Genomic DNA, 25,369 nt, shown 5'->3' with positions numbered 1-25,369 from the left:
GAGGCGCAGCCTCACCGTCCGAGGCCCTGAAGGCGCCGCTTGGCGATGGCTTGGTTTCGACCGAAAGCGGTCCAGGCGGATGGCGATTTTGTTGCATCCTTGGCCATAACCGTGCTTCTTGGGCCGCATGTCGGGAGCAGAGCAGATATGACCCAAGGAACGCCGGAAATCCGCGCATCGGCGCAGTTGCTTGCCCGCTATCGCGAGCCCGACAATACGCGTGGTGTCCTCGAACTGGCAATTACGGCGATACCGTTCGTCGTCATCTGGGCTCTGATTTGGGCCGCTCTGGACCAGGGCTATTGGTTGGCCCTCCTGCTGGAGGTGCCCGCGGCGGGTTTGCTGGTCCGCCTCTTCATGATCCAGCACGATTGCGGACACGGCTCTTTCTTCCGCGGCCGCCTTGCCAACGATTGGGTCGGCCGTGCCCTCGGCGTGATGACACTGACGCCATACGGCTACTGGCGGCGCAACCATGCAGGCCATCATGCGAACTCCGGCAATCTCGATCAAAGAGGGTTGGGCGACATCGACACGTTGACCACGCGTGAATTTCTCGGGCGGTCTCGATGGCGTCGGACGCTGTATCGCTTGTATCGACATCCCCTGGTGATGTTTGGCGTCGGCCCCTCGTATTTGTTCATCTTGAAGCACCGATTGCCGGTGGGGATGATGCGTCGCGGCTGGAAACCCTGGCTGAGCACGATGGGCACGAACATCGCCCTCGCGGTTCTCGTCGTCACGATGATCCAGCTGGTCGGCTATGGGCCGTTCCTGCTCGTGCATCTGCCGATCATTGTTCTGGCGGCGTCGATCGGTGTCTGGCTGTTCTACGTCCAGCATCAGTTCGAGCACACGCACTGGGCCCACGACGAGACCTGGAATTTTCACGACGCCGCGCTGCACGGCAGCTCTCACTACCAACTGCCGGCTGTCTTGCGATGGTTCACGGCAAATATCGGCGTCCACCACATCCATCATTTGTCCAGTCGAATTCCCTACTATCGCTTGCAGGACGTGTTGCGCGACAATCCGCAGTTCGCTGGTGTCGGGCGGATTACGCTGCTCCAGAGTTTGCGGACCGTGCGGCTGACCTTGTGGGACGAGGAGCGGCAGCGGCTCGTCTCCTTTGGAGAGGCGGCCTTGTTTGGAAAGGGAGCCAAGCTTGTTTAAAAAGGCGGCCTTGGCCCCAGCGGTTTCGCTTACGCCGCCCCCGCGCGGCCGCCGAATGGCGTGAATCCGCGCGATCGGAAGGCGATGGGCGTTCAGCGCCCGTTCAACGTGGCCTCGCCGTCCGACGTCAGGCGCTGGCAGCCGTGTCACCGACCCCCGGTCATTCTGTCGCAGCGATAGACCGCCAGCTTCGGCCGCGCGCCGCCCTTCCGCCTGCGTCAACCGTCGTATATGAGATTTATCGCCGGAACGTGCCGAATGTCGCCACAGACGGAACGTAAGGCGGCTGCGATTTCTTAATTCAATGATCGCAATCTGATCAATGACCGGCGGACTGGCATTTCGACCGAGGATGGCATGAGAAACCTGATGACAACGGCGCAATCTACCGTGGCGATGCGGCGTTGGGGGCCTCCCGGAATTGTGACCTTGGCGGCGATGCTCGCCTTTGCGGCCGTGGCCCCGGCCAATGCGGCCAAACAGGCGCGCCAGCCGGCCGAGGCGGTGGCACCCCGCGAGGCCGGCGAGCCGATCATGGCGATCGTCTCGATCAAGAGCCAGCAGGTCACCTTCTACGACGCCGAGGGCTGGATTTTTCGCGCGCCGGTGTCCACCGGCACGACGGGACGCGAGACGCCGGCCGGCGTCTTCGCCATCGTCGAGAAGGACAAGGACCACCACTCGACCATGTATGACGACGCCTGGATGCCGAACATGCAGCGCATCACCTGGAACGGCATCGCGCTGCATGGCGGGCCGCTGCCCGGCTATGCCGCTTCGCATGGCTGCGTGCGGATGCCGTTCGGCTTCGCGGAGGGCCTGTTCGACAAGACCAATATCGGGATGCGCGTGATCATCTCGCCAAACGACGCGGCTCCGATCGACATCGTTCATCCCGCATTGTTCATGCCGAAGCGGGACGCCATTGCCGCGGCGCCGGGCCAGATCGGCAAGCTCTCCGGCGAGGCCGAGGAGGCCACAAGGGCGGCCGACGAGGCCAAGAAGGCTGCGACTTTGGCCGCCAAAGAGGCGGCATCGCTGCCGGCGTCGTTGCGCAAGCTGGAACAGCAGAAGACCCGCGCTGACGCCGAGCTCGCCTTCGCCGACAAGCAACTCGCGGCCGCCAAGACCGATCAGGCCCGCGCCAAGGCCGAGGAGCTGAAGCAGAAAGCCGCCACCAAGGCCGCCGACGCGGCGACGCAACTCGATGCCGCCAAGGCCGCTGCACAGCCGAAGCGCGATGCGGTCGCTGCCACGAAGGAGGCGGCTAAGGCGGCGGCGGCCAGGAAGGCCGACGCCGTAAAGGCTGCGACCGACGCAAAGCTCGCGCTCGAACCGGTCTCGGTCTACATCAGCCGCGCGACGCAGAAGCTCTATGTGCGGCGGAACACGCACAAGCCGGCACCGGACGGCGGCGGCGAGGTGTTCGACACCAGCATCGAGGTTCCCGTCACGATCCGCAACCCCGACCAGCCGCTCGGCACCCACATCTTCACGGCGATGGCGAAGAACGATATGGGCCTGCGCTGGAGTGTGGTCACGATCGAAGACAGCGACAACGCCAAGAGCGCGCTCGATCGCATCACCATCCCGCAGGAGGTGCTCGATCGCATCGCGCCGACCGCGTTGCCGCGGTCCTCGATCATCATCTCGGACGAGCCGCTGAGCAGCGAGACCAACTACCGCACCGAGTTCGTCGCGGTGCTGAGCAACCAGCCCCAGGGCGGCTTCATCACGCGCAAGCCGACCGCGCCTCCGATGGCCATGGCGAGCGACGACGGCTGGGACAATGGCGGCAACGGTTTCGGCTTCTTCTTCCAGCGCGACCCGAACCCGCAGCCCGTCAATCCGCGCCGGCGTGGCCAGTATCAATATTATCAGCCGGCACAGCCGATGCAGCGGGGCTTCTGGTAGGAGGCGGACAGATCGAAGCCCGCCACTATCGCCCCGCCTCGATCACGATAGCCTGGATCTTGCCCTCGATCGGTCCGGACCCATGGCGCGTTCGGATCGCCTCGGCAACGATGTCGGTCGCAGTCTGAAGCTTGCTGGCATCGCGTGCCTCGATCTCGCTGCGCAGCGGCGTGCCCTGGCAGAGCGCGATCGCGACGTGCTCGGGCGATGGCGCGCGGCTTATTTCAGCCCGCGTTTCGATCGATATGTCACGGAAGCCTGCGCGTTCGAGGTCGGTTCTGATGATGGCCTTGTCGTGATAGCCGTGCGGCGTCCGGGCCATGAAACGGGGCGGGTCGTCGGGAAACAGCTTTTCGAGCGCGACCGTGGCTTCATGCGTCAGCACATTGTCCTCGATGCGATCCCAGACGTTGAACACGAACGTGCCGCCATCCTTCAGGACGCGCTTCACTTCGCCGTAAGCCTTGACGCGGTCCGGAAAGAACATGGCGCCGAACTGGCAGCAGACCACGTCGAATTCGGCATCGTCGAAGGGCAGGGCCGATCCGTCGGCCTGGCGCCACGAGATGCGATCGTCGTCTGCCTGACGCTGCGCCGCGACAGCGAGCATGGGCTCGTTGAGGTCGGTCGCGACATAACGGACGCCAGGCGGCAACGCCGCCGCGACTGCGCGCGTCACGGCGCCGGTGCCTGCCGCGATCTCGAGCAGCACGGAGGGAGAGCGGGCCGCGACACGTCTCGCGATGTCGTCGGCGTAAACGGCGAAGATCAGGGGTACCAGATATTCGTCGTAGAGCTTTGGGATCGAGCCGGCGAAAACCTTGTCAGTGTTGGACATGCTTGCCTCGCTGAAGGTTCGGACACGAGGCTCACGTTACCATGGATTGCCGTCTACCGCGCCAGCAGCGCGGTGAACCCGGCCGGTTCCTGCATCGCCTTGCGGGCCGCCGGCGTCATCGGCCCCCACCGACCTCGCGGATCGGCCGCGTGCCGTCCCAGTTGGCCGCAGCCTGCCGGACCTTCTCGAAGAACGGCCCCTTGGTGCCGCTGATGTCGGAAATCTCGATCACGGTGCCCGGATGGGCCTGGGTGTCGAAATAGGCAAAGCGGCCCTTGTCGCCGCCGATCTGGCCCTCGTGGCCGATCCTGTAGCCGAGCCCGAGCGCCCTGTCGTAGAGCGCCTGGTAGTCGTGGCTCCAGTAGGACATGTGCTGGAGGCCTTCGTGGCCGGAGTCGAGGAATTCCCTGTACAGCGAGGGCGCGTCGTTGCGCTGCTGGATCAGCTCGATCTGGAGATCGCCGGAATTGGCCAGCGCGATGCTCATCTCGACGGCAGAGTTTTCGCCACGATGGCGAAACCAGTCGGTCTTGACGCGGTCCATGTAGTACCACGGACCGACGCCCATCACCTCGATCCAGTGCTTCATCGCGGCGTGGATGTCCCGCACCACATATCCGTTCTGGCGCACCGCGCCGAAGATGCGGCTCATGCCGGCACTCCTGTCGTCATCTTCTTCACTTGACCTCGATGCCCGCGTCCTTGGCAACCTGCTTCCAGGCCGCGATGTCGCGTGCGTTGATGTCACGCTGCTCGTCGCCCGGCACGAATTGTGGTGTGATGCCGAGCCCGAGCAGCTTCTCCTTCACCTCGGCATCGGCGAGCGCGTCCTTCAGTGCCGCCGACAGCTTTCTCGCGATCGGTTCGGCAACGCCCGCAGGCGCATACATCGCCCAGGACAGACTGCGGTCGAACGGCACGCCCTGTTCCTTGTAGCTTGCGACATCCGGCAGGCTCGGCGAGCGCTCGCCGCAGGCGGCCAGCGCCTTGATCGAGCCGTCCTTCACCAGCGGCGTCGCGGTCGCCATGTCCAGTGTCGCAAGAGAGATGTGGCCGCCGAGCAAATCGCCGGCCAATTTGGCGATGCCGTTGAACGGCACGTGATCCATCTTGATTCCGGTCTGCTGCATCAGGATTTCCGCGCAGAATTGTCCGGTCGAGCCCACGCCCCAGCTTCCGTACTGGATCGGCTCACCCTTCTTGGCCAGCGCGATCAGGCCCTTGATGTCGTTGGCGGCGAAATCCTTGGTCGCCACCAGCATGATCGAGGACGTGCCGATGCGCCCGATCGTGGTGAAATCCTTGATCGAATCGTAGGGCAGTTTCGGATAGATCGCCGGCGCCAGCACATGCGTGGTCATGCCGCCGACGGTGATGGTGTAGCCGTCATTCGCCGACGCTGCGACCATCTGGGTGCCGAGCGTGCCGGCAGCCCCGGTGTGGTTCTCGATATAGACGCTCTGTCCGAGCGTCTTGCCCATCCTGTCGCCGAGCAGCCGCCCGATCACGTCACCGCCGCCACCGGCCGCATAGGGCAGCAGCATCCTGATCTTGTGCGTGGGATAGGCGGCTGGGTCCTCGGCGCGCGCAGGCAGCATTGCCGAGGACGTTACGACCAATGACAATGTTGCGGCGCGCAGCAGACGAAAATGGACGAAGCGCGCCATGACCCAGTCTCCCCAGATTGCTCTCCGCTTCTTCTGGGAGCGGAGTTGAAGCGCAAGATCGAACGAGCGATCGTGCCGACGGTTGACTAGCGAACGATCGTTCGTTAGTCAAGCCGCATGGCTGTCCACACCACCAGCGCGGCGGAAGCGGCTGCGCCCACGACCCGCGCGCGCATCCTCGCCGAGGCGCTCGATCTGTTCGCGCTGAGCGGCTATGGCGGCGCATCGATGCGCGAGCTCGCGCGCCGCGTCGGCATTCGCGAGAGCAGCCTCTACAATCACTTCGCCGGCAAGGCCGCGATCCTCGAGGCGATCGTCAGCGAGCACGGTCCGGCCAGCTCGGCGAGCCGGCTGGAAGAGCCGCGCTACAGGCAGCTCGCGCGCCAGCCCGCCGCGTTCTGCCGGCAGTTTGCATTGGACCTCGTCGAGCAATGGTCCGATCCGCGCGAGCACCAGTTTCAGAAAGTCATCACCGCCGAGCGCAATCGCGTGCCCGGCATCCGCGCCAAATTCGCCGATCATTTCTACGCGCGCGAGCAGAGCATGATGACGGATTATTTCCGCGGTTTTGCGCTCGCCGGTCTGGTCTCGACGCCGGATCCGCGCGAGACCGCGCGGTTGTTCGCGGCCGGGCTGATCTACATCCGTCTCGAGCATTACGTGATGGGCGCGGCATCGTCGCCGCGGCCGAAGGTGATCGAGGCGATCGACCGCTATCTCGCCTTCTTCCTGTCGCTGATCGCGGCGGTTGGCGGGACAAACGACAACAAGAAACGAAAAGCCAAGGGAGAGACTCGTGGCAAGGCTGCCCCTGATTGATCCGGATACCACCAGCGGCGACATCCGCGCCTCGTTCGACCGCATGCCGGTCAAGCTGAATATTTTCCGCATGATGGCCCACGCCGAGGCCAACATGATCCCGGCGATGCGGCTCGGCAATTCGATCCTGCACAAGCAGAAGCTCAGTGCGGTCAATCGCGAGCTCCTGATCCTCCAGGCAGCCCAGCTCGAAGGCGGCGCCTATGAGTGGCGCCAGCACGTGCCGATCGCGCTCGGGGTCGGCTGCACGCAAGCCCAGATCCATGCGCTCGAGCGCGCCGACTACGATGCCGCCGGCTTGAGCGAGGCCGAGCGCGCGCTGCTGAAATTCGGTCGCGAAGTGGTCGAGAACGTCCGCGTTCCCGAGGCGATCTTCGCCGCCATGCGCGTGCACTTCAGCGACCAGGAGATCGTCGAATCCATCGTCGCGCTCGGCTTCTACATGATGATGGCGCGTGTCACCGAGGCGACCGAAACCGATCTCGATCCCGCGGCCGGCATGAAGGTCTATGACGGCGGCAAGAACAAGACATAGGCGGCGTGCATGTCCGAAAATTCCGAGACCAGACGGGAGCGCTATGTCCGCCCGCCGAGTGCGGAATCGCTGGGCGAAGCGCCGGGCAGGGCACGTCTCGCGGGCCGCCGCATCCTGATCGTCGGCGGTGGCCAGCGTGTGTTCGACGCCGCCACCGATCCGATCGGCAACGGCCGCGCCATGAGCATTCTGTGCGCGCGTGAGGGCGCCAAGGTCGCGGTCGCCGATCTCAACCACACCTCCGCGCAGCAGACCGTCAAGCACATCACCGACGAAGGCGGCGAGGGCTTTGCCATCACGGCCGATGTCACCTCTGAATCCAACGTCCAGCGCATGATCGAGGAAGCACATCGCGCCATGGGCGGGCTCGACGGCATGGTGCTCAACATCGGCACCTTCGGCAAGGTCGGGCTCGACGCCGTCAGCCCCGCGGAGTGGAATGCGATCTACGACGTCAACGTTCGCGGTCCGATGCTGTGCTGCCGCGCGGGCCTGCCGAAATTCGACAACGGCGGATCGATCGTCTTCATCTCCTCCATCGCCGCGCTGAAAGCCGGCTCGCAGATGGCGGTGTATGATTCCTCGAAAGCCGCGCTCGGCGGCCTCATGCGCAACATCGCCCATCTCGGATCGCGCCGCGGCATCCGCGCCAACCTGGTCTATCCCGGCCTCGTCGACACGCCGAACGGCCGCGAGGCCGGCGCCGGCCGACCCAACCGTGGCAAAGGCCACGTCCCGTTCGGCCGCCAGGCCACCGCCTGGGAAATCGCCTATGCCGTGCTGTTCTTCCTCTCGGACGAGAGCGTCTACGTCACCGCGCAGACGCTCGCGGTCGATAGCGGCCTGAGCGGGATGTGAGAGGGCGGCTCGCGCCTATGGCCGGGGCGCGCGCGCTTGGCAGATCACGTGGTCGAGCGAGAACCAGCCCGGCCCGTAGGCCATGATGGCGAGCGCCATCGCCGCCCAGGTGATGTGGATCGGCCAGCCGTCAGGCACGGTCAGCTCGACGATGACGGTCATGAACAGCAGTCCGAGCGCCGCGAACCGCGTGCCCAAGCCGAGCAGGAGCAGGATCGGGAACATGATCTCTCCGCATCCGGAGAGGAACGCCATGACGGTCGGCGCCGGATAGTGATAGGGCCCGCCCGGCAGATGCAGCATAAACTCGTCGCTGAACAACGTCACGGCAGTGTCGTTGAGCCTGAGGAAGCCTGCCCATTTGAGCATGCCGGAACGCCAGAACGGCACCGCCAGCGCGACTCGGAGCACGAGCTGGACGAGCGACGGCGAGGCGATGGTCTGCACCAGATGATTGGCCTTGTCGACGAGGAGCCCGAGTGAGGGCAGGCCGCCACCCGCCTGCATGCGTTGGTCCGTGATCATCAGACGTCTCCGAAAGCGAATGAGGTGAAGGCGCCCGACTCGATCAGGCCGGTGATGTTCGAAGCGAGGTCGAAGTCGGCCGCCGCGTCCAGCGCGCGTGCGGCGGCCTCGCCGAGCGGCCGACCCGACATCAGGCTGCTCGCGAATGCCGCTCCGTCCGGCGGCAGGTGCCGGACCACGACATCGAATTCGGCGCGCGTGACCAACGCGTCCTCCGGTGTCGCAGCGTCGATGCGCCCGACCGGCGACGTATCGCGGTTGGCGGAAAATATCGTCACCGCCGCGAATTGCGACCGCACGATCCCCGCCGCCGGGTGCGGTAGGAGAACGAGATCGCCCAGCCGATCCGGCGCAACCGCGGCAAGCTGGGCCGGCAACAGCGGTGCCGCGTCAGCGGCGTGATAGGCATCGAGCCAGGCCCGCTCGATGCGGGCGACGTCTGCGAGCCATGGCATCATCTGCGCATGTTCATATTGCGCGATGAAGGCTGGGAAGTCGCGGCCGTAGTCGAACAGCAGGGGTGAGATCGGTGGCGTCTGGCGAACATGGAAGCGCGCCATGGCACGGAAGAAGTCGGCGCCGGTGATGCGCTGCACCGCCGGATAGATCGCGGCGAGCGCGTCGATCAGGCTGACCGTGACGTTGTTGCGGTAGACATCGTAGCGCTTGCCGGGTGCCTTGCCGTTCGGACCGGTCACGATCTCAGGCGCAGGGCGCACCGGGTCCAGCAGCGCCGGTGCAAAGGCTGCGGCAAAGCAAAGGTCAGGCTCAGGCGGCATGACGATCTCCCGTCAGCCCGACCGGGCGGCAACGATCGAGGATCGCCTGCGCGGCGGCCGCCTCCGCTTGCAGGACCGCCCAATCCGGGATGTTGCTGTCCCACTCGATCAGCGTCGGCACGCCGCCGCGGCGCCGGATGACGATCTCGTACAGCTTCCACACGGCGTCCGCGACCGGGCCGTCATGGCTGTCGATCAGCAGCAGATCACCTTCGTCGTCGGCCTGCGCGGCATGGCCGGCGAGATGAATCTCCCCAACGCGCGACAGCGGAAAGTCCGCGAGGTAGTCGAGCGCCGAGAAACCGTGATTGGTCGCTGATACGAACACATTGTTGATGTCGAGCAGCAGCCCGCAGCCGGTCCGCTCGGCAACAGTGCGGATGAAATCGGTCTCGCTCATCGACGATTCGCGAAAGGCGACATAGGTCGACGGGTTTTCCAGCAGCAGCGGGCGACGGATCGCGTCCTGCACCTGATCGATGTGATCGCAGACGTTTCGGAGCGTGGCTGCGGTGTAGGGCAGCGGCAACAGATCGTTGAAGAAGCTGGTCTCATGCGTCGACCAGGCGAGATGCTCGGATACCAGCGCGGGCTGGTAACGCGCCACCAGTGCGCGAAAGCGGGCCAGATGGGTCTTGTCGAGCGGCTGTGGTCCGCCGATCGACATGCACACGCCATGCAGCGACAGCGGATGGTCGCGGCGGATCGCTTCCAGCGCGCGGTGCGGCGGTCCGCCTGCGCCCATGTAGTTCTCGGCGTGGACCTCGAAGAAGCCGCGTTGCCGTTTCGCGCCCAGGATCGCCTGAAGATGTTCGGGCTTGAAGCTGGTCCCGGCGACGCCGCCGATCGGCGCGGAATAGCGGAGGGGCACCGCAGACATGTCAGGCGCGATTGCCGTCGTCATGGTTTCTCTCCGCTCTTCCCTGTTGTGGTGGTCGCGACGCAGCGCGTCAGACCGGCTTGAGCGAGCCCTTCTTGCCGCCCGGCAGCTCGATGCTGGTGCAGGTGCCGCCCTGGACGAATTTCCAGGCATTGCCCTGGAAGTCGGCGGTCGAGGTGCCTTGGCAGGTCGTGCCCGGTCCGGCGGCGCAATCGTTCTGGCCCTTCAGTGCGACGCCGAAGCACTTTTCCTTCTTGGCGGCGACGGCCGCATCGCCTTCGGCCTTGGTCAGCGGAGCAGCAGTGGCCAGGGTCGCCAGTGCGGTCGACATGGCGCCGGCGAGAACGAGCGTGGTCACGGCAAGTTTGGCAGACATTGAAGTTTCTCCTGTTCGAGATGGCATCGCCTGGCAGGCGAAGAGCGCCTTGTTCGGTTCGCCTCGCAGCCAGCTCGCGTTACCGATCGAGCAGGTCACGAGTTCGTGAGGCCGTTAGATGGGCGCACGGGCTGTGCGCTTGAATCGGATTAGCGGGTGACGGGCCGGTCAATCCAATGCCTAGTGTCTATCGAGACCTTAGCCGGAGAGCATTGGCGGCGGGGCGCGGTGGCTGCCACAGGTAACGAATGCACGCGTGCCACGTAGAGCGGTAACAGGAGGTGGCCAGTCGCCGCTTTGCCGGAGAACGGAAACAGCGATGAATGTCGATCCCGGACGGCACCTGCGCGCGCTCGCGAAGCTGACGGTCAGCATCCGCCTCGCCGTCTCGGCGCTGGTCCTGACCGCGATCCTTTTGACCGCCGCCCTCTCCAGCCTGTTGTGGTGGCGCACGGCGGAGGCGGCGAGCCGGCAGCTCGCATCGACCATCAATGAGCAGATCGTGGCCGCCGTCCGCAAGGAGGTCGCCGCGATCGTGGACGAGGCGCGTGCCGCCCACACTGCGATCCGCACCCTGTTCCTCCAGAACGTGCTCGACACCCGCGAGGCCGACAAGCGCGAATTCGTGTTCCTGTCGCAACTGCAATCGCAGGCGACGATATCCTGGGTCGCCTTTGGCTGGCCCGACGGGACCTTCTTCGCCGCGCACAAGCTCGGCGACCGCCGCCTGGAGATGATGGAGATCTCGCTGACCGATCATGCCGGCCAGCGCCGCATCGACGAATACGAGGTGGTGCCCGGCGATATCGAATTCGCCAATCGCCGTTTCGAGCCGACCGATTTTCGCGTCGCCGATTGCGCCTGGTTCAAGACCGGGCTGGCGGCCGGGGAGCCGGCGTGGTTCAAGGTCATGGACCATCCGACCGGCGAGCGACCGTCGATTGCCTTTGCCGGTCCGATCGACGTCTACCAGGAGCGGCAGGGCGTCCTCGCCATCGTCATCGAATACACCCGGCTCGCGCGCTTCCTGTCGCAGCTCGAGGTCGGGCGCACCGGAACGGCTTTCATCATCGACGGCAGCGGCGAGCTGATCGCGGCGCCCGACAAGGACGCCGACGAGCTGCACGTCGCGAAGGGCGATACGACGCTGCTGCCGCTGGCGCGGATGGCACTCGTGAAGGCGGGCGAGGATGGCCGCAAGGAAGCCTGGCGAAGTCGGCTGACATCGGCTGGCGCGGCTTACGAAGTGGCGCTGACGCCGCTGCCTTTTCCCGGCTGGTCGCTCGCAACCGTGATCCCCGAGGCCGAGTTCCTCGGCCCGGTCGAGACGACATTGCGCCGCCTGATCATCGGCCTTGCCATCGGCGCCGTGCTCGCAGCATTGGCCTCGGCGATGCTGGCGCGTTCCGTCATCGCGGCGCCGCTGTCGCGCGTCGTCGGCGAGCTCCGCCATGTCGAAGCCTTCGCGCTGGAGCAGGTCCGCCGCCATCCGTCGCGGCTCAAGGAGATCGCGAGCCTGTCCGGCGCGATCGCCGAGATGGCGGCCGGCCTGTCGGCGTTTCGCAAGTTCATCCCGGCCGATCTGGTCCGCTCGCTGTTGCGCCAGGGCGTCGAGGCAAGGCCAGGTGGCAGCATGCAGGAGCTCAGCGTGATGTTCGTCGACATCGCCGGCTTCACCGGGCTGTCCGAGCGGCTCGGCGACCGCGTGGTGCCGCTGTTGTCGCGCTATCTCGACCTCGCCTCAGAGGCCGTCGTCGCGAATGGCGGCACCATCGACAAGTTCATCGGCGACGCCGTCATGGCGTTCTGGGGCGCGCCGCAGCCGCAGGCCGACCACGCGCTACGCTGCTGCCGTGCGGCGCTCGGCTGTTGCAGGGCGATCGCGGCGTCGGGCCTTGCTGACGATCTCGGCCAGCCGCTCCAGATCCGGATCGGGATCAACTCCGGCCGCATGCTGGTCGGCAATATCGGTTCCGAGCTGCGCCTGAATTATACCGTGATCGGCGATGCCGTGAACGTCGCGAGCCGCCTCGAGGGCGCCAACAAGTCCTACGGCACGCAAATCCTCATTGGCGAAGCGACCGAACGTCTCGCCCGCGGCGCCATCGTCACGCGCGAGATCGACAGCATCGCCGTGTATGGACGCGAGGAGGGTTTTGCGGTCTACGAGTTGGTCGGACTTGCCGGGGAGAGCGGCGGGGAGAGGCTTGATTGGATCGTTCGCTATGAACAGGGCCTCGCCAACTACCGCGGGCGCCATTTTGCGGCTGCACTCGCTGATTTCGAAGCCGTGCTGAATATGCGCGGCCCGGATCGCCCTGCTGAACTGATGCGCGACCGCTGCCGGCAGTTGGTTGAGAGCGCGCCTGATGTTGCGTGGCGCCCGGTCGCGGCACTGACGACGAAGTAGTCGCAAAAGATTGGCGTGCTGACGGACGAGAGCTGGCTACGATTCCCGCTGCATGATACGTAACTGACACCCGCCCTCTCGCGCTCCCGGCACCTCAAGATATGAAAACCACACTGCTGAAATCCGAAGATTACGCTCGCTCGCCCTGGAAGAACGGCGGCGGCATCTTTACCGATATCGCGGATGCCCATCGCGCTGAGTCCAATGTGAAGGATTGGGACAGCCTGCTGTGGCGCTTTGCGGCCACGCCGATCGTGGCACCCGGGCCGTTCTCCCATATGCCCGGCATCGACCGTTTGCAAATGGTGGTCGGCGGCCGCGGGCTGGTGCTGAAATCGCCCACCCAGGAATTCGACGAGCGCGAGCCGTTCACGACGGTGCGCTTCACCGGCGAACTCGAGATCGTGACCAGGCTCGAGGAAGGGCCGGTCGAGGTGGTGAATTTGATGGGCCGGCGCGGTGCGGTGGCCCTTGAGCTCGAAGCGCTTAAGGCGCCCGGTGAGCGGCGATTGTCCGCCGGCACGCATCTAATTTATGCGGCGCGCGGCGACTGCAGCATCCGTCTCGACGGCACGGATTTTTCGATTTCGCACGAAAACACGTTGAAGGTCGAACTGACGGGGGCGTCGACGCTTGCGCTTGTGTCGGGGCTGGCCGTGCTGAGCTCTATTCAAATCGTCGGCTGAACCGCGTTCCCGCCGCCGGAGCGGTGCGCACAATCCGTGCAACTGGCTAGGTTGACGCCGTCGCGCCGGGGCACGATATCTGCCCTGATGCAGCCGCTGCCCAGAGCACGATATGGGCAGCCACGATATGAACGGGCAGATATGACCTCGCGAGACAAGAACGCCACGCTATCCGACGGCGTCGTCGATTGGCTGATCAACGGCACGCGCGACGAGCGCTTCATCGACAAGATCTTTGCCGAGATGTGCATCCGGCTTCAGCAGGCCGGCATTCCGCTGGCGCGGTCGACGGTTCACGTGCTGATCCAGCATCCGCAATGGCTGGGCGCCCGCTTCATGTGGGCCGACGGCATGCGCGAGGCGGAGATTGCGCGGGTCGACTACGACGTCCGCGAGCGGTCCGAATACATCGGCAGTCCCGCCAACGAGATGTTCGACGGGGCAACCGAGGTGCGCGAGAATCTCGAGCGCGACCCCTCGCTCGGCCGCAAGCACGCGCTCTATCGCGAGATGCGCGCGCAGGGCCTGACCGACTATGTGGCCTGGCCGCTCTATCATACGCTCGGCAAGCGCCATCTCGTCACCTTCGCGACCAACCGGCCCGGCGGTTTCGACGACGCCCATGTCGCCGCCCTCAAGAACATATTGCCGGTGCTGGCGCTGGTCAGCGAGATCCGCATCAAAAATCGCCTGGCGCGAACGCTGCTCGAGACCTATGTCGGCTCCCATGCCGGCGAGCTCATCCTGGCCGGCGCCACGCGGCGCGGCACCGGTACGACGGTGCGCGCCGCGATCATGATCTGCGATCTGCGCGAGTTCACCAAGATTTCCGACAATTGGCCGCGCGACGACGTCATCGATCTGCTCAACGACTATTTCGACGCGATGTCGGAGCCGATCGCGCGGCATGGCGGCGAGATCCTGAAATTCATCGGTGACGGCCTGCTTGCCATCTTCCCCTTGAGCGAGCCCAATGCCGGCGCAAACCTGTTGCACGCCGTGACCGAAGCCCGTCAGGCCATGATCGCGTTGAACGCGCGCAACGACGGGACCGGCCGCGCGCCGCTGAACTACGGCATCGGCGTCCATGTCGGCGATGTCATGTACGGCAATATCGGATCGTCCACCCGGCTCGACTTCACCGTGATCGGTCCCGCCGTCAACATGGCCTCGCGCCTCGAAGCCTTGACCAAGCAATTGGGAAAGACGGTGCTGCTGTCACGCGACTTCGCCGATCTCGTCGGCGGCCAGTTCGATCTGGAGCGCGTTGGCGAGCACGGTGTGCGCGGCTTCAGCGAGCCGATCGAGCTGTTTGCGTATCAGGGGTGAGGCAAGGACCGTCACTGTTTCGATCCGGTCCAGCTTCCGACACATCCATCGGATCGCTGGAACGTACCGGAGCCGCTGCGGCCTGAAAATCGCCCGGACATGGTCCAACTCAGGCTTCCGGCGGCACCGACGCCGGAGGTGGAGCCGTTCGGACTGACTTGGGCGGTGCCATACTGTCCCACCAGCTTGCCGCCGGTGATGACCACCGTGTCGGTGGAGGTGCCGCAGGATGCGCCGACACTGGTGAGCACCCATGCTCCTTCGAGATTGCCGCCTCCGCCGCTCCTTTGCGGCGCGCGGCGCGGCTCGTCGTCCGCGGGCTTGCCGCGTCGTGCCGGCTTCGAAGGCTCGGTTGCCCGCGGCGTCTCGCGCGAACCGGACAGCGATTTTTCGTCATTGCCGATGCTGCCGCCGGCGCTCCCCGACTGCGCACGCGCCATGTCCGGCAAGGCGACGATTGCGAGTGTGGCTGACAACAGGGCGGCTTCACAAAAAGCGCGAAAATGACTTTGCATATTGCACTGGTTTCAAATTGAACAGGTGTTGACGGCGGATCGTATTGCCAATGCGCGAGTGTGTCACTACGCTTGACCCTGGGTAGCCCAGACGTTGCTTCGATCGGCCGCACGTTCATGCCAAAATTCCTCCGCATCGGCATCCATCAGTCGAACGTATCGGGTTACACGTCGAAGGCGTGGTGCGTCCGGCGCGTCGGCACGGCGATCCTCCTGAAATGGGGCGCCGTGGAGGTCCAGGGCGCCGGTGACGGACGAAAGGTCTACTGGACCCGTCTGCCGCAGGAGAAGACCATTCGCTGCGGCAGCGCGCAGCGTGCCCAGGATTACGCCAAGGCCGCGATCGCGCGGCGCCGCAATCATCGTTATGAACCGCTGACCGGCGCGATCGTGCTCCGGCGCCGACCGACCGCGGGCAACACCGAGCTCAAGCGAGCGCTCGCCACGATCCTGATCGTCGATATCGTCGGCTCCACCGCAAAAGCGGCAAAGCTCGGCGATGTCCGCTGGACCAAGATCATGGGTCATTATTACGCGGCGGTCCGCAAGGAGCTGAAGAGTTCGCGCGGCAAGGAAGTCACGACCACGGGCGACGGCGTGCTGGCGACGTTCAAGACGCCGGACGCCGGAATCAATTGCGCGGCCGCGATCCAGAAGGCCGTGCGTACGCTCGGCCTCGAGATCAGGGTCGGCCTGCATGCCGGCGAATACACCGTGAGCGGCACTGAGGCGGTCGGCCTCGCCTTCCACATCGGCACCCGCGTCGCCGCAAAGGCGCGCGCCGGCGAAGTTCTGGTCTCCAGCGCGGTGAAGGAGCTGATGACGACCCAGTCCGAGATCCGCTTCAGGGATCACGGCGTGCATCAGCTGAAGGGCGTCCCGGAAAAATGGAGGCTCTATAGAGTGGAGGGGTGAGAGTGGGTGAAGCTCTCACCGTCCTTCGTAAACGGGTGGACGCTTCTGCGCCTCGGCATCCCGCCCTTCCTGGAAATCCCTCGTCGTGAGCAGCGCGCGATATTGGTCGCCAAGCTTGGCAAGCGCGCTCTCGGGGTCTTCGAGCGCAAGGCGCGAGGACGCCATGGAGGTCTGGATGCCGAGGGGAGCGCATGCGGCGATCTTCTCGGCGATCTCGACGGCCTTCGCCAGAGCGGAGTCGCGGTTTGGTGCCACCTCCTGAACCGTTCCGATCCGGAGTGCCTCGTTCGCATCCCAATGATCGCCTGTCAGAATGAACCGCATGGCATTTGCCCAGCCGGCTTCTCGGGGGAAGCGCACGGTTGAGCCGCCTCCGGGAAAGCGGCCGTGTGTGTTCTCGTCCTGGCCGAAATCCGCGTCTTCCGATGCGATGCGGATGTCCGCAACGAGGAAGATCTCGTGGGCCATATTCCAGGTGTCGCCATGCACCGCGACAATCAGCGGCTTGGTGAGCGCCGGCTTGGTTCGCCCGAGCGGGTCGATGAAGCCGGGTCCCTCCATCATCGTCCTTCCCGATTGGGCGAATGCCTTGTAGGCGTCGACATCGACACCTCTGGAGAAACGTTCGCCGTAGCCGAACAGAACCGCCGCACGCAGCGAGGGATCCCGATCGTACTGGTAGTAGGCTCTCGCCAGGCTTTCGGTCGCCTCCGGATCCAGCCGGTTGTCGATGCCGGGCCGGTTGATGCCGATCAGCACGATGTGGCCTTTGCGCTCGATGGTGATCTTGGTCCGTTCACCGTACGGAATGTCCGCCATCGGCGCGGACTCGTCAGGTTGTGACATCTGGATTCCATCTTCCCATGCTTGGGCCTGCAACGCGACTGGTCTCGAAACAGCGGTCATGACCGACGCCGATGATGTCGCTCCGGCGCGGGCCGGTCGATGCGATCACCTGAATGATGAGAGCGCTGCAACGATGATGTGGTACCGTACGGGGAATTGCATCAGGGCCGACACGGGCCATCGTGCGTATCCGAAAACGCGTCTACGTTTTCGAAATGACGATGAATGAGGGTGTGGGCTCAAGAGCGTGCCGGAGCTATGGCGGGTTTGGGACTGAGGCGATGCGCGCGGGCCGCATCACGCCCTCATCTTATCTGGACGACGATTTTCCCCTTGGCCCGTCCCTTTGCGAGATAGGCCAGTGCCTCTTTCGCCTGTTCGAACGGAAAGACCTTGTCGATCATCGGCCGGATACGCTCGGCCTTGAGAAGCTCGCCGATCTCGGCGAGCTGGCTGCCGTCCGGGTGCACGAACACGAACGAGTACTCAGCACCGATTTTGCCGGCTTCGCGAATGATCTTGCGGCTCAGCCATCCGAACAGGAACACCATGACGAAGTTCATCCCGCGGCCGCGCGCGAACGCGGCGTCCGGCGGCCCGACCAGCGAAGCAATCCTGCTCCCCCGCTTCAGGATCCGAAGCGATGTCTCGACCGCGTCGCCCCTGAGCGTACCCAGCACCGCGTCGTAATCCCGCAGCACCGCCTCGAATTGCTGGGTCTTGTAGTCGATCACCTCGTCGGCCCCGAGGCTGCGCACCAGATCGATGTTTCCAGTGCTGGTCGTCGTCCCCACTTTTGCTCCGAGATATTTCGCGAGCTGGATCGCGAACGTGCCGATCCCGCCGGCGCCCGCGGGAATGAACACCTTCTGGCCGGGCTTGAGACGTATGCGCTCCCTAAGCGCTTGCCACGATGTCAGGCCGACCATCGGGATCGAGGCCGCCTGCACGAAGTCCAGGTTTGGCGGCTTGAGCGCGGCGGCATCCTCCGGCACGATCGCGAATTCGGCGAGAGCGCCGGTGCCGAGATCGAAGATGCTGGCAAAGACGGCATCGCCGGGCTTGAAGCGGGTCACGCGGTTTCCGACCTCGACGACGATGCCCGCGAGATCGCTGCCCAGCGTGACCGGCAGCTGAAACTTGAGGATCGGCTTGAACGTCCCTTTCGGAATCAGGTTGTCGATCGGGTTCAAGCCCGCGGCGTGAACCTGGACCAGGATTTCGTTCGGCTTTGGCGTAGGCCGCGGGATGTCGGCCAACGCGATCTGGTCCGGCTTGCCGTAGCGCTTGAAGATGAGGGCTCTCATTTTTTCTCTCGGTCCGGAGGTTCTTCGCGACGGCAAGCTTGCGGCTGGTCGCGCGCCTTCAGAAAGCCCGCGCCGTGCGGGCGGGCTGCGGCGCCGCAGTCGCATCGAGCCGCAAATCCTTTCGAAGCCCGGCATCGACGAGGGCTGCAGGCGCAAACCGGCGCAGAAACCGCAGGCGCTTCGCAAGGCTGCCGGCCGCGTATTTGAGTTGCGGGCGCGCCGCGCTCGCCGCCTTCAGCACGGTCTCGGCCACCACGCCGGGCTGTTCGGCCGTCGCCATGACCTCGTTCACCCGCTTGGTCACGCCGGCGCGCGCCTCGCGATATTCGTCGAGCGTGGCATCGGGCTCCATGAAGTTCGCGTCGAACGGCGTCCTGGTGTAGGCGGGCTCGACCACGGAGACCCGGATGCCCCGCGTGCGCAGTTCATGGTCGAGCGATTCCGAATAGCCTGCCACCGCGTGCTTGGTCGCGGCATAGAGCGCGCCGTAAGGCATCGGCAGAAAGCCGAGCACCGAGCCGATGTTGATGATGCGGCCATTCCCCTGGCGCCGCATGTGCGGGACCACGGCTCGCGTCATCCGGATCAGGCCGAAAAAGTTCGTCTCGAAAATCGCGCGCGCCTGCTCCATCGAGCTCTCTTCCGCGCCGGCAGGGGCAACGCCGAAGCCGGCATTGTTCACCAGCAGGTCGATGCGGCCCTCGCGCCGGATCACCTCGCCGACGGCGGCTTCCACCGACGCATCGCTGGTGACGTCGAGGGCCAGCATCTCGAAGGCTTGCTTGCCCGCCTGCGCGCCCCGCCTGCTGGTGCCGAACACCTTGTAGCCGGCGTTCGCGAGCCGCTCCGCCGTGGCCTGGCCGATGCCTGAGGAGGCGCCGGTCACCAGCGCGATCTTCGGTGTAATCCTGTTCATAATGTCTCTCCGACGCCACTAGCGGGCCTGAAATCGTTTGATTACGGTCGTAACTATTGATATAGATGACGATCGTAATTATAAAAGTCAAGCCCCGCCTCCAAGGATCGGTCCCATGCGAGTCTCAAAGGAACAGGCCGCCAAAAATCGCGAGCATATTCTCGAGACCGCCTCCCGCCTGCTGCGGGAGCGCGGCATCGCCGGCGTCGGTGTCGACGCGCTCGCCGAGGCGGCCGGGATGACGCACGGCAGCCTGTACAGCCAGTTCGGCTCGAAGGAGCGGCTGGTCGAGGAAGCCGTGGCCCATGCGATCAAGGCCAAAGGGGAGGAATTGCCAGAGGCGTTCGAACTCGAGGACTATCTTTCGGAATATCTCTCGCCGGGGCATCGCGACGATCCCGCCGCCGGCTGCCCCTTCGCTGCGCTCGCCTGTGAGGTGTCACGTCAAAGTAGCGGCGTGAAGCAGCGTTTCACCGCCGGCGTGCGCGGCGTCATCGGCTTGCTGAGCAGCCGGATGGCCTCCACGCTGAAGCCGCGGCAGCGTGAGGACAAGGCGCTCGCAGCCGCCGCCTCAATGGTCGGCGCCCTCGTGCTCGCCCGCGCCGTGGACGATCCCAAGCTGTCGGACGACATTCTTCGCGCGACGAGGAATTCGCTGGGAGGGTGAGGACGCGTCTCGGCGGGACGCCAAAAGTCCGGAACAAAATTCCGGTGTCGACGTTCGATGTCGCGGATAGCCAATGGCAATGGCTGCCGATCTTTCGACATCGACATACGTTTCGAACGCGCATGGATGATGACAGCGATCTGGTGCTCGGCATGTTGGCCCTGGCCGTCGCTGCCCTCCTATTGGTGGCGGGCGAGCTCTATCTCGTGACGCGGCCAGAGCCGCCGCAAACTCACGCGCCGGCCCGACCGGTCGTAACATCGTCGGCCGAAACCATTTTTGGTCATGACGATTTTGGAGCGTAAGCAGACAAACTCGAAGAGGTGGGTCATGGGAAGCACTGCAACTGTTCCGATGCTGTCGCCTGAGGGCGGATTGACACATTACCTGGCGGAAATTCGCAAGTTTCCGATGCTGCGGCCCGACCAGGAAATGGCCTACGCGAAGCGATGGCGCGAGCACGGCGACCGCGAGGCAGCCTATCATCTGGTCACAAGCCATCTGCGGCTCGTTGCCAGGATTGCAATGGGATATCGCGGCTACGGCCTGCCGGTTGCGGACATCATTTCCGAAGGAAACGTCGGCCTGATGCACGCCGTCAAGCGCTTCGAGCCGGAGCGGGGCTTTCGGCTTGCGACCTACGCGATGTGGTGGATCAAGGCGTCGATACAGGAATACATCCTGCGGTCCTGGTCGCTGGTCAAGATTGCCAACAGCGGCGCGCAGAAGAAGCTGTTCTTCAAGCTTCGCAGAACCAAGGCGGAAATCTCCGCCCTTGAGGATGGTGATCTCCGCCCCGAGCACGCCAGCCAGATCGCGCGGCGGCTCGGCGTGCAGGAGAACGACGTCATCGAGATGAACCGGCGCCTCGGCGGCGACCTGTCGCTCAATGCTTTGGTGCGCGACGCCGACGGCGGCGAAGTCCAGGACTGGCTGGTCGACCCCGCGTCCAGTCCTGAAGCCGAATACGCCGAGCAGGAAGAAACCAGACGGCGGCGTGAAGCCCTCGCCGGCGCGCTGGACGTCCTCAAGCCGCGTGAGCGCGACATTCTCGAGGCGCGCTGGCTCTCCGAGCCGCCGCTGAGACTCGAGCAACTCGCGGCGCGATATGGCGTGTCACGCGAGCGGGTGCGGCAGATCGAAATGCGCGCGTTCGAAAAAGTTCGCGCTGCCATCGGGGGGCGCTTGGCAGTCGCCTCTTGAAACCAAATCGCCGCCTCCTAATTCTTTTGGCAACCCCGACCGAAACATCGAGCACAAGCAGGTGCCTGACGAGCTGATCGTCCGGGCTTTGCAGCGCCGGTGCGTGGCCTTCGCCGCGCGCCGAGCTGCGCCAATCGACAATCGAGAGAGGAGAGAAGGAGAAACGACAATGGCACTACGCGATCTGATTCCGTGGAACAACGGCTCACGCAACATGGCCGTTCAGCGCGGCGAAGCCGGCAACCCGCTGCTTGCGCTTCACCGCGAGATGAACCGGCTGTTCGACGATGCCTTCCGCAGCTTTGACCTCAGTCCGTTCGGCTCCTCGACCGCGATGGGTTGGCCGAACGTCGAACTCGACGAGAGCGACAAGGAGGTCAAGGTCGTCGCCGAGCTTCCCGGTCTCGAACAGAAAGACGTCAACGTCGAGCTTGCAAACGGCGTGCTGACGATCAGCGGCGAGAAGAAGAGCGAAACGGAAGACAAGGAGCGTCTCTTCAGCGAGCGTTACTATGGCCGTTTCGAGCGGCGCATTCCGGTCGATGACGTCGACCAGGACAAGGTCGCCGCGTCCTTCAACAACGGCGTTCTCACCGTCACCCTGCCGAAATCACCGGCGGCACAACAGAAGGTGAGGCGCATCGCGATCAACGGCAAGTAAGCATGAAGCGGGCGGGAGCCGCCGCTTCCGCCCGCGTCCTGCGGGCGCCCGCATTCGCGTCCGTCAGTTGGCTGCAAAATTTTCCGGAACGCTCGGAAACTTCAATTCCGGTCTGGCGTTTTGCGGTCGGTTTCCAAGTTCTGGGAGTCGCACATGAAGAAACTTGCTTTGGTCCTGACGATGATCTCGGCGCTGTTCGTGGCGGCCGCTTCGCCGGCGGAAGCCCATGGTTGGCGCGGCGGCTGGCATGGTCATTGGGGAGGCCCCGGTATCGGCTTCGGTCTTGTTGCCGGTGCGCTTGCGGCGGGGCTCGCGGCCGATGCCTATTATGGCCCGCGCTACTATGGCCCGCCCTACGGCTACTATGGACCGCGCTTCGTGCGGCGGGCCTATTATGTGCCTTACGCCTACGCTCCACCGCCTTATTGGGATCCCTGGTGGTGACGAGACAAGGCCCGGACCATCGTCCGGGCCTTTAGCGTGAGGGCAATCGGGTCAATCGTTCGCGGCGCGCCTATTTGCGGTTCGCTCCGGTGGAGCCGGAGCCGGGCATGGCCTGCTGGCCGCCTTGCGTTTGCCTGGTGTCGTTGTCGCCTGGCCGCGTCGTGGAGGACTTGGCCGGTGCGTTCGCGCCGCCGCCGTTGTTGTCCGATGACGTGTTGAGGCTGGAGGCTCCCGCGCCCGTCGTGCCGCCGGTGCTTGAGGAGTCGATGCTCGACCCGGTCCTGGACGCACCCGCGCCGCCTTGCGCGAATGCGGCAGGGGAAAATGCGAGAGCCGCAACGAGCCCTGCGAGAACCAGCTTTTTCATGTCCGCTCCTGTGCTTGACGTCGTCACATGCCGTGCCGAGGCAAAGATCTCGGCGCGCACCTGTTCCTGCGCGGGCGCGGAAATGCCGCACCAGCGACGATTAAGTCATCCCGGACTCATCGCGCCCGGGGCGATCAATTCCTGCGCTTGCGGCGTCAGCTCGTAGCGGTCGCCGGCTTTCACCAGCCAGCCCGCCTCGATCATGCGTCGCGTCATGCCTGCGCTGCACAGCGGGTGGCTGCCGCCGGGATGAAACAGCGCGCCCTCGCGTTCGATCAGGTAGCCGTAGAGCCGCGCCTGTCGAAGCGGGTTTTGCATCCCTGGTGTGGGCGCCTCCATGGTCTTTCGCGCAGCGCTCCATGACGGGTTGAGATGACGGGCTGATCCCCATCAGGCGGCCCCGGCCTGTGGCCCGGGGGCGGGCTTCGAGCGGAGGCCGCCATTGCCGGAATCGCAAGGACCCGGCGCGGCCCAATACGCAACGGCCTAAGGTCGTTCCTACAAATCTATCGGTCGTTGCTATGCCCGGGTGGGTGCCGGCAAGGCGAAGCGTTTAGGCCGACCAACGATCCTGCTCTTCCTGGTGGGCATGCTCGTTCAGCCGTTCGGCGATCTGATCCGCGATCTTCTCCGACTCGGCCGAGGCGACCGGCTCGCCCTTGTGGGTCCTGAGCTTGTCCTTGTCGGCTTCGATGGGAAAATCGTCGGGCTTCAGTCCGGGATCCCTGGTCATGGCGCGCCTCATTATGTCTCGCATCCCGAAAACACGGATGCAGGCTGTTCGTTGCTGGAACAATGAAGCTGCGATCGAAAGCCAGCCCGGTGCAAGCGCCGCGCCGGCCCTGCGCTTTGCTCAGGCCCCGCCGACGGCCCGGATCACGGTCCCGCTGCCGCCGCACGTCGCGCAGGGCGCGCCGTCGATCCGCCCCTTGCCATGGCAATCGGGGCACAGATCTTCGCCCGTGCCCGTCGTTCCCGGTGCGGCTTCATCGCCGGGGTTGAGCGCTGCCGAACCCGTCGGCGATGTCCCGGTCGATGTCCCAGTCTTGGCGCCTTGCGCGTCGGTCTCGGTCATCTGCATCTCCTTCGAAAAGACCGCAACGCGCCTTGCCGCAGGAAGTGCCAATCGAGGTTGCACTCGCCGAGACGCCCCACTTGCGGGACTGCGGAATTGATCACAACCAGAGCTTGCGTGGCCTCTGGAAAACCAGCAGTATGCATGTCGGCTCATGGTCGATCTCAAGTTGAACGATGCCGCCGCGTCACGGCGTCATCGTCCCGGGACCGGCCCGACACATCCGCGCTTCGCCCAGGAAACCTCATGGCCCGCATCGACGCCGTCGACTGCCACGCGACCATTGCAATCATCGGCGCGGGCCCGGCGGGCCTGTCGACCGCATGGTTCCTGTCGAAGAACGGGTTTCACAACGTTACGGTGCTGGAGAAGCTCGGCCAGATTGGCGGGCTCTGCAAGAGTCTCACCGTCGACGGCATGAGCTATGACCTCGGTGCCAATTACGTCACCTGGGCCTACCAGGAGACGCTGGAGATCGCGGCCGAGGTCGGCGCGACCACCTATGCCGAGGAGCCCTATACCTCGATCGACATCGCGCCTGATGGCAACAGCTTCACGTACCGATCGCTCATGAAGGCCGTGCTCTACGATCCCTACACCAAGTCCACGATCTCGGTGTGGACATTCCTCTGGGCGGCGGTTCGATATCTTTATATCCGGTGGCAGCTCAGCGGCGTCATCGACGCGCCTGATTATCTCGACAAGATCCACGAGCGCCCCGAGCTCTGCGTCGACTTCAAGTCCTGGCTCGCAAAACAGGATCTGATGCCGCTCGCCACCCTGTTCCAGTTTCCGATCACGATCATGGGCTATGGCCAGCTCGACGACATCGCGACGCCCTACGCGTTGCGCTACATGTCGGTCCGGACGTTCTTCCCGATGGTGTTCGGGCTCGGCCCGGTCAACTGGATCATCGGGAGCTGGCCGCGACGCTTCACCGACGGGTTTCAGCGGCTGTGGGAACGGGTGTCCTGGCGCCTCAACGTCCGGCTCAACGTCAACATCACCAAAATCGAGCGCTCGGCCGCCGGTGTCCGGATCGACATGGAGTATCCCGAGCAGGATCTGAACGACCTCAAGATCGTCAAGGACAGCAAGCTCTATGATTATCTGGTGCTCGCCTGTCCGTTGACGAAGGACGTGTTCGCGCAGCTCGGCCTTGCTCCCAATGCCGCGGAGCAGAACGTGAATCGCGAGATCAAGTTCAATCCGTATTGCATGACGACGTTCTGGATCGACATGAAGATGGAGGCGCCGGTCGCGCCGGTGCTGCCGCTCACCGAACAGGGCACGCCATGGGCGGTCGCGCGGCAGTTTCAGGACAGCGGCAACATGTTCACGCAGTTCTACACCCGCCCCAGGGACAAGCAGACCGGCGACGAGGTCATCGCGGAGGTCAAGCGCCTGACCAAACTGCTCGGCGGCACGATCGACACCAGCCAGCCGCGCTGGCACACGTTCGACGAATTCACCTACTTCCAGCACTTCACGCCGGACCAGATCAAGACCGGCATCTATGCCGACCTTGCCCGCATGCAGGGCGAAGACCGCACGTTCTACGTCGGCGGCGCGACCGACTTCGAGCTGGTCGAGCCGATCGTGGTGCATTCGAAGTACATCGTCGAGAAGCACTTTGCCGGCGGGGTCTGCACGAATTAGCGCGG

General features: G+C 64.7%; 30 protein-coding genes. 15 read left to right on the top strand and 15 right to left on the bottom strand.

From position 1 onward, the window contains the following. The first annotated feature begins 147 nt into the window (after window positions 1-147). Together AC0L3J_RS24210 and AC0L3J_RS24205 are read left to right on the top strand one after the other, a co-directional pair. Window positions 148-1,173, top strand: a complete 1,026-nt coding sequence (locus tag AC0L3J_RS24210) for a fatty acid desaturase (protein WP_473348535.1) — start codon at window positions 148-150, stop codon at window positions 1,171-1,173. A gap of 357 nt (window positions 1,174-1,530) precedes the next feature. Next, window positions 1,531-3,087, top strand: coding sequence for a L,D-transpeptidase family protein (locus AC0L3J_RS24205; protein WP_473348534.1), 1,557 nt, complete (start codon window positions 1,531-1,533; stop codon window positions 3,085-3,087). A 25-nt stretch (window positions 3,088-3,112) separates the two neighbouring features. On the opposite strand, the gene AC0L3J_RS24200 is transcribed toward AC0L3J_RS24205, so the two are convergent. The 3 genes from AC0L3J_RS24200 to AC0L3J_RS24190 all read right to left on the bottom strand — a co-directional run bounded on the left by AC0L3J_RS24200 (window position 3,113) and on the right by AC0L3J_RS24190 (window position 5,592). Next, window positions 3,113-3,925: a class I SAM-dependent methyltransferase gene (locus tag AC0L3J_RS24200; RefSeq protein WP_473348533.1), complete on the bottom strand. Its 813-nt coding sequence runs from the start codon at window positions 3,923-3,925 to the stop codon at window positions 3,113-3,115. A 115-nt stretch (window positions 3,926-4,040) separates the two neighbouring features. Further along, the gene (locus AC0L3J_RS24195; RefSeq protein ID WP_473348532.1) at window positions 4,041-4,577 is read right to left on the bottom strand and encodes a VOC family protein; all 537 of its coding nucleotides are present in this window, start codon (window positions 4,575-4,577) and stop codon (window positions 4,041-4,043) included. Between the two features lie 25 nt (window positions 4,578-4,602). Further along, window positions 4,603-5,592 (bottom strand): Bug family tripartite tricarboxylate transporter substrate binding protein, encoded by a 990-nt coding sequence (locus AC0L3J_RS24190; protein WP_473348531.1) that lies wholly within the window; start codon window positions 5,590-5,592, stop codon window positions 4,603-4,605. A gap of 117 nt (window positions 5,593-5,709) precedes the next feature. On the opposite strand from AC0L3J_RS24190, the gene AC0L3J_RS24185 reads away from it, so the two are divergent. From AC0L3J_RS24185 to AC0L3J_RS24175, 3 genes are read left to right on the top strand one after another with little or no spacing between them, the layout of a single operon-like run. After that, window positions 5,710-6,411 (top strand): TetR/AcrR family transcriptional regulator, encoded by a 702-nt coding sequence (locus AC0L3J_RS24185; protein ID WP_473348530.1) that lies wholly within the window; start codon window positions 5,710-5,712, stop codon window positions 6,409-6,411. Further along, on the top strand, window positions 6,389-6,946 hold the full coding sequence (locus AC0L3J_RS24180) for a carboxymuconolactone decarboxylase family protein (protein ID WP_473348529.1): 558 nt from the start codon (window positions 6,389-6,391) through the stop codon (window positions 6,944-6,946). The genes AC0L3J_RS24185 and AC0L3J_RS24180 overlap by 23 nt, the downstream gene beginning before the upstream one ends. Window positions 6,947-6,955: 9 nt before the next feature. Further along, window positions 6,956-7,804: an SDR family NAD(P)-dependent oxidoreductase gene (locus AC0L3J_RS24175; RefSeq protein ID WP_473348528.1), complete on the top strand. Its 849-nt coding sequence runs from the start codon at window positions 6,956-6,958 to the stop codon at window positions 7,802-7,804. Between the two features lie 15 nt (window positions 7,805-7,819). Here AC0L3J_RS24175 and AC0L3J_RS24170 read toward each other — a convergent pair whose 3' ends face one another. Genes AC0L3J_RS24170 through AC0L3J_RS24155 form a run of 4 tightly spaced genes read right to left on the bottom strand, consistent with a single transcriptional unit; the run spans window position 7,820 to window position 10,364 of the window. Beyond that, a complete protein-coding gene (locus AC0L3J_RS24170; RefSeq protein ID WP_473348527.1) occupies window positions 7,820-8,329 on the bottom strand; it encodes a DoxX family protein in 510 nt (169 codons plus the stop codon). Beyond that, window positions 8,329-9,108: an HvfC/BufC N-terminal domain-containing protein gene (locus AC0L3J_RS24165; protein WP_473348526.1), complete on the bottom strand. Its 780-nt coding sequence runs from the start codon at window positions 9,106-9,108 to the stop codon at window positions 8,329-8,331. The genes AC0L3J_RS24170 and AC0L3J_RS24165 overlap by 1 nt, the downstream gene beginning before the upstream one ends. Beyond that, entirely contained in the window at window positions 9,098-10,012 is a 915-nt protein-coding gene (bufB, locus tag AC0L3J_RS24160) for an MNIO family bufferin maturase (protein WP_473348525.1), read from the bottom strand. Before bufB ends, AC0L3J_RS24165 begins: the two co-directional genes overlap by 11 nt. 46 nt (window positions 10,013-10,058) lie before the next feature. Beyond that, window positions 10,059-10,364, bottom strand: a complete 306-nt coding sequence (locus AC0L3J_RS24155; protein ID WP_007600627.1) for a BufA1 family periplasmic bufferin-type metallophore — start codon at window positions 10,362-10,364, stop codon at window positions 10,059-10,061. A gap of 319 nt (window positions 10,365-10,683) precedes the next feature. Between AC0L3J_RS24155 and AC0L3J_RS24150 the strand changes: the two genes are divergently transcribed. From AC0L3J_RS24150 to AC0L3J_RS24140, 3 genes are all read left to right on the top strand, one after another. Beyond that, window positions 10,684-12,774 carry an adenylate/guanylate cyclase domain-containing protein gene (locus AC0L3J_RS24150; RefSeq protein WP_473348524.1) on the top strand — a complete coding sequence of 697 codons (2,091 nt, stop codon included), beginning with the start codon at window positions 10,684-10,686 and terminating at the stop codon, window positions 12,772-12,774. 101 nt (window positions 12,775-12,875) lie between these two features. Continuing rightward, entirely contained in the window at window positions 12,876-13,460 is a 585-nt protein-coding gene (locus tag AC0L3J_RS24145; protein ID WP_473348523.1) for a HutD/Ves family protein, read from the top strand. Window positions 13,461-13,601: 141 nt separating this feature from the next. Then, the gene (locus AC0L3J_RS24140) at window positions 13,602-14,789 is read left to right on the top strand and encodes an adenylate/guanylate cyclase domain-containing protein (protein WP_473348522.1); all 1,188 of its coding nucleotides are present in this window, start codon (window positions 13,602-13,604) and stop codon (window positions 14,787-14,789) included. Between the two features lie 11 nt (window positions 14,790-14,800). On the opposite strand, the gene AC0L3J_RS24135 is transcribed toward AC0L3J_RS24140, so the two are convergent. After that, window positions 14,801-15,304: a hypothetical protein gene (locus AC0L3J_RS24135; protein ID WP_473348521.1), complete on the bottom strand. Its 504-nt coding sequence runs from the start codon at window positions 15,302-15,304 to the stop codon at window positions 14,801-14,803. 117 nt (window positions 15,305-15,421) lie between these two features. Between AC0L3J_RS24135 and AC0L3J_RS24130 the strand changes: the two genes are divergently transcribed. Then, a complete protein-coding gene (locus tag AC0L3J_RS24130; RefSeq protein ID WP_473348520.1) occupies window positions 15,422-16,219 on the top strand; it encodes an adenylate/guanylate cyclase domain-containing protein in 798 nt (265 codons plus the stop codon). A gap of 15 nt (window positions 16,220-16,234) precedes the next feature. On the opposite strand, the gene AC0L3J_RS24125 is transcribed toward AC0L3J_RS24130, so the two are convergent. The 3 genes from AC0L3J_RS24125 to AC0L3J_RS24115 all read right to left on the bottom strand — a co-directional run bounded on the left by AC0L3J_RS24125 (window position 16,235) and on the right by AC0L3J_RS24115 (window position 19,288). Beyond that, entirely contained in the window at window positions 16,235-17,065 is an 831-nt protein-coding gene (locus AC0L3J_RS24125; RefSeq protein WP_473348519.1) for an enoyl-CoA hydratase-related protein, read from the bottom strand. Window positions 17,066-17,370: 305 nt separating this feature from the next. Beyond that, window positions 17,371-18,372, bottom strand: a complete 1,002-nt coding sequence (locus AC0L3J_RS24120; protein ID WP_473348518.1) for an NADP-dependent oxidoreductase — start codon at window positions 18,370-18,372, stop codon at window positions 17,371-17,373. 58 nt (window positions 18,373-18,430) lie between these two features. Next, window positions 18,431-19,288: an oxidoreductase gene (locus AC0L3J_RS24115; protein WP_473348517.1), complete on the bottom strand. Its 858-nt coding sequence runs from the start codon at window positions 19,286-19,288 to the stop codon at window positions 18,431-18,433. Between the two features lie 115 nt (window positions 19,289-19,403). On the opposite strand from AC0L3J_RS24115, the gene AC0L3J_RS24110 reads away from it, so the two are divergent. The 5 genes from AC0L3J_RS24110 (at window position 19,404) to AC0L3J_RS24090 (ending at window position 22,263) form a co-directional block, all read left to right on the top strand. Further along, window positions 19,404-19,955 (top strand): TetR/AcrR family transcriptional regulator, encoded by a 552-nt coding sequence (locus tag AC0L3J_RS24110; protein ID WP_473348516.1) that lies wholly within the window; start codon window positions 19,404-19,406, stop codon window positions 19,953-19,955. Between the two features lie 44 nt (window positions 19,956-19,999). After that, window positions 20,000-20,260 carry a hypothetical protein gene (locus AC0L3J_RS24105; RefSeq protein WP_473348515.1) on the top strand — a complete coding sequence of 87 codons (261 nt, stop codon included), beginning with the start codon at window positions 20,000-20,002 and terminating at the stop codon, window positions 20,258-20,260. A gap of 25 nt (window positions 20,261-20,285) precedes the next feature. Next, window positions 20,286-21,158 carry an RNA polymerase sigma factor RpoH gene (gene rpoH, locus AC0L3J_RS24100; RefSeq protein ID WP_473348514.1) on the top strand — a complete coding sequence of 291 codons (873 nt, stop codon included), beginning with the start codon at window positions 20,286-20,288 and terminating at the stop codon, window positions 21,156-21,158. 169 nt (window positions 21,159-21,327) lie between these two features. After that, complete coding sequence (locus AC0L3J_RS24095; protein WP_085350347.1) at window positions 21,328-21,819, top strand: Hsp20/alpha crystallin family protein; 492 nt, start codon at window positions 21,328-21,330, stop codon at window positions 21,817-21,819. 153 nt (window positions 21,820-21,972) lie between these two features. Further along, window positions 21,973-22,263, top strand: a complete 291-nt coding sequence (locus tag AC0L3J_RS24090) for a hypothetical protein (RefSeq protein ID WP_473348513.1) — start codon at window positions 21,973-21,975, stop codon at window positions 22,261-22,263. 70 nt (window positions 22,264-22,333) lie between these two features. Here the strand turns inward: AC0L3J_RS24090 and AC0L3J_RS24085 are convergent, their stop codons facing one another. The 4 genes from AC0L3J_RS24085 to AC0L3J_RS24070 form a co-directional block, all read right to left on the bottom strand. Beyond that, window positions 22,334-22,630, bottom strand: a complete 297-nt coding sequence (locus tag AC0L3J_RS24085) for a hypothetical protein (protein ID WP_473348512.1) — start codon at window positions 22,628-22,630, stop codon at window positions 22,334-22,336. 105 nt (window positions 22,631-22,735) lie between these two features. Beyond that, window positions 22,736-22,948: a hypothetical protein gene (locus AC0L3J_RS24080; RefSeq protein WP_245286215.1), complete on the bottom strand. Its 213-nt coding sequence runs from the start codon at window positions 22,946-22,948 to the stop codon at window positions 22,736-22,738. Window positions 22,949-23,183: 235 nt separating this feature from the next. Then, the gene (locus AC0L3J_RS24075; RefSeq protein ID WP_063993743.1) at window positions 23,184-23,363 is read right to left on the bottom strand and encodes a hypothetical protein; all 180 of its coding nucleotides are present in this window, start codon (window positions 23,361-23,363) and stop codon (window positions 23,184-23,186) included. 120 nt (window positions 23,364-23,483) lie between these two features. Next, complete coding sequence (locus AC0L3J_RS24070; RefSeq protein ID WP_473348511.1) at window positions 23,484-23,705, bottom strand: hypothetical protein; 222 nt, start codon at window positions 23,703-23,705, stop codon at window positions 23,484-23,486. Between the two features lie 246 nt (window positions 23,706-23,951). On the opposite strand from AC0L3J_RS24070, the gene AC0L3J_RS24065 reads away from it, so the two are divergent. Further along, window positions 23,952-25,364 (top strand): FAD-dependent oxidoreductase, encoded by a 1,413-nt coding sequence (locus AC0L3J_RS24065; RefSeq protein WP_473348510.1) that lies wholly within the window; start codon window positions 23,952-23,954, stop codon window positions 25,362-25,364. The last annotated feature ends 5 nt before the right edge of the window (window positions 25,365-25,369 follow it).

It is taken from the genome of Bradyrhizobium sp. Kon37 (genome assembly GCF_055807535.1).
The sequence above is the reverse complement of the archived record's forward strand: the minus strand, read 5'-3'. Positions and strand labels throughout refer to the sequence as shown.

What these genes read in the sequence shown, in the direction of transcription:
- AC0L3J_RS24210 (WP_473348535.1), top strand. Translation starts at nt 148, where the DNA reads ATGACCCAAGGAACGCCGGAAATCCGCGCATCGGCGCAGTTGCTTGCC.
- AC0L3J_RS24205 (WP_473348534.1), top strand. Translation starts at nt 1,531, where the DNA reads ATGAGAAACCTGATGACAACGGCGCAATCTACCGTGGCGATGCGGCGT.
- AC0L3J_RS24200 (WP_473348533.1), bottom strand. Translation starts at nt 3,925, where the DNA reads ATGTCCAACACTGACAAGGTTTTCGCCGGCTCGATCCCAAAGCTCTAC.
- AC0L3J_RS24195 (WP_473348532.1), bottom strand. Translation starts at nt 4,577, where the DNA reads ATGAGCCGCATCTTCGGCGCGGTGCGCCAGAACGGATATGTGGTGCGG.
- AC0L3J_RS24190 (WP_473348531.1), bottom strand. Translation starts at nt 5,592, where the DNA reads ATGGCGCGCTTCGTCCATTTTCGTCTGCTGCGCGCCGCAACATTGTCA.
- AC0L3J_RS24185 (WP_473348530.1), top strand. Translation starts at nt 5,710, where the DNA reads ATGGCTGTCCACACCACCAGCGCGGCGGAAGCGGCTGCGCCCACGACC.
- AC0L3J_RS24175 (WP_473348528.1), top strand. Translation starts at nt 6,956, where the DNA reads ATGTCCGAAAATTCCGAGACCAGACGGGAGCGCTATGTCCGCCCGCCG.
- AC0L3J_RS24170 (WP_473348527.1), bottom strand. Translation starts at nt 8,329, where the DNA reads ATGATCACGGACCAACGCATGCAGGCGGGTGGCGGCCTGCCCTCACTC.
- AC0L3J_RS24165 (WP_473348526.1), bottom strand. Translation starts at nt 9,108, where the DNA reads ATGCCGCCTGAGCCTGACCTTTGCTTTGCCGCAGCCTTTGCACCGGCG.
- bufB (WP_473348525.1), bottom strand. Translation starts at nt 10,012, where the DNA reads ATGACGACGGCAATCGCGCCTGACATGTCTGCGGTGCCCCTCCGCTAT.
- AC0L3J_RS24155 (WP_007600627.1), bottom strand. Translation starts at nt 10,364, where the DNA reads ATGTCTGCCAAACTTGCCGTGACCACGCTCGTTCTCGCCGGCGCCATG.
- AC0L3J_RS24150 (WP_473348524.1), top strand. Translation starts at nt 10,684, where the DNA reads ATGAATGTCGATCCCGGACGGCACCTGCGCGCGCTCGCGAAGCTGACG.
- AC0L3J_RS24145 (WP_473348523.1), top strand. Translation starts at nt 12,876, where the DNA reads ATGAAAACCACACTGCTGAAATCCGAAGATTACGCTCGCTCGCCCTGG.
- AC0L3J_RS24140 (WP_473348522.1), top strand. Translation starts at nt 13,602, where the DNA reads ATGACCTCGCGAGACAAGAACGCCACGCTATCCGACGGCGTCGTCGAT.
- AC0L3J_RS24135 (WP_473348521.1), bottom strand. Translation starts at nt 15,304, where the DNA reads ATGCAAAGTCATTTTCGCGCTTTTTGTGAAGCCGCCCTGTTGTCAGCC.
- AC0L3J_RS24130 (WP_473348520.1), top strand. Translation starts at nt 15,422, where the DNA reads ATGCCAAAATTCCTCCGCATCGGCATCCATCAGTCGAACGTATCGGGT.
- AC0L3J_RS24125 (WP_473348519.1), bottom strand. Translation starts at nt 17,065, where the DNA reads ATGTCACAACCTGACGAGTCCGCGCCGATGGCGGACATTCCGTACGGT.
- AC0L3J_RS24120 (WP_473348518.1), bottom strand. Translation starts at nt 18,372, where the DNA reads ATGAGAGCCCTCATCTTCAAGCGCTACGGCAAGCCGGACCAGATCGCG.
- AC0L3J_RS24115 (WP_473348517.1), bottom strand. Translation starts at nt 19,288, where the DNA reads ATGAACAGGATTACACCGAAGATCGCGCTGGTGACCGGCGCCTCCTCA.
- AC0L3J_RS24110 (WP_473348516.1), top strand. Translation starts at nt 19,404, where the DNA reads ATGCGAGTCTCAAAGGAACAGGCCGCCAAAAATCGCGAGCATATTCTC.
- rpoH (WP_473348514.1), top strand. Translation starts at nt 20,286, where the DNA reads ATGGGAAGCACTGCAACTGTTCCGATGCTGTCGCCTGAGGGCGGATTG.
- AC0L3J_RS24095 (WP_085350347.1), top strand. Translation starts at nt 21,328, where the DNA reads ATGGCACTACGCGATCTGATTCCGTGGAACAACGGCTCACGCAACATG.
- AC0L3J_RS24090 (WP_473348513.1), top strand. Translation starts at nt 21,973, where the DNA reads ATGAAGAAACTTGCTTTGGTCCTGACGATGATCTCGGCGCTGTTCGTG.
- AC0L3J_RS24085 (WP_473348512.1), bottom strand. Translation starts at nt 22,630, where the DNA reads ATGAAAAAGCTGGTTCTCGCAGGGCTCGTTGCGGCTCTCGCATTTTCC.
- AC0L3J_RS24080 (WP_245286215.1), bottom strand. Translation starts at nt 22,948, where the DNA reads ATGCAAAACCCGCTTCGACAGGCGCGGCTCTACGGCTACCTGATCGAA.
- AC0L3J_RS24075 (WP_063993743.1), bottom strand. Translation starts at nt 23,363, where the DNA reads ATGACCAGGGATCCCGGACTGAAGCCCGACGATTTTCCCATCGAAGCC.
- AC0L3J_RS24070 (WP_473348511.1), bottom strand. Translation starts at nt 23,705, where the DNA reads ATGACCGAGACCGACGCGCAAGGCGCCAAGACTGGGACATCGACCGGG.
- AC0L3J_RS24065 (WP_473348510.1), top strand. Translation starts at nt 23,952, where the DNA reads ATGGCCCGCATCGACGCCGTCGACTGCCACGCGACCATTGCAATCATC.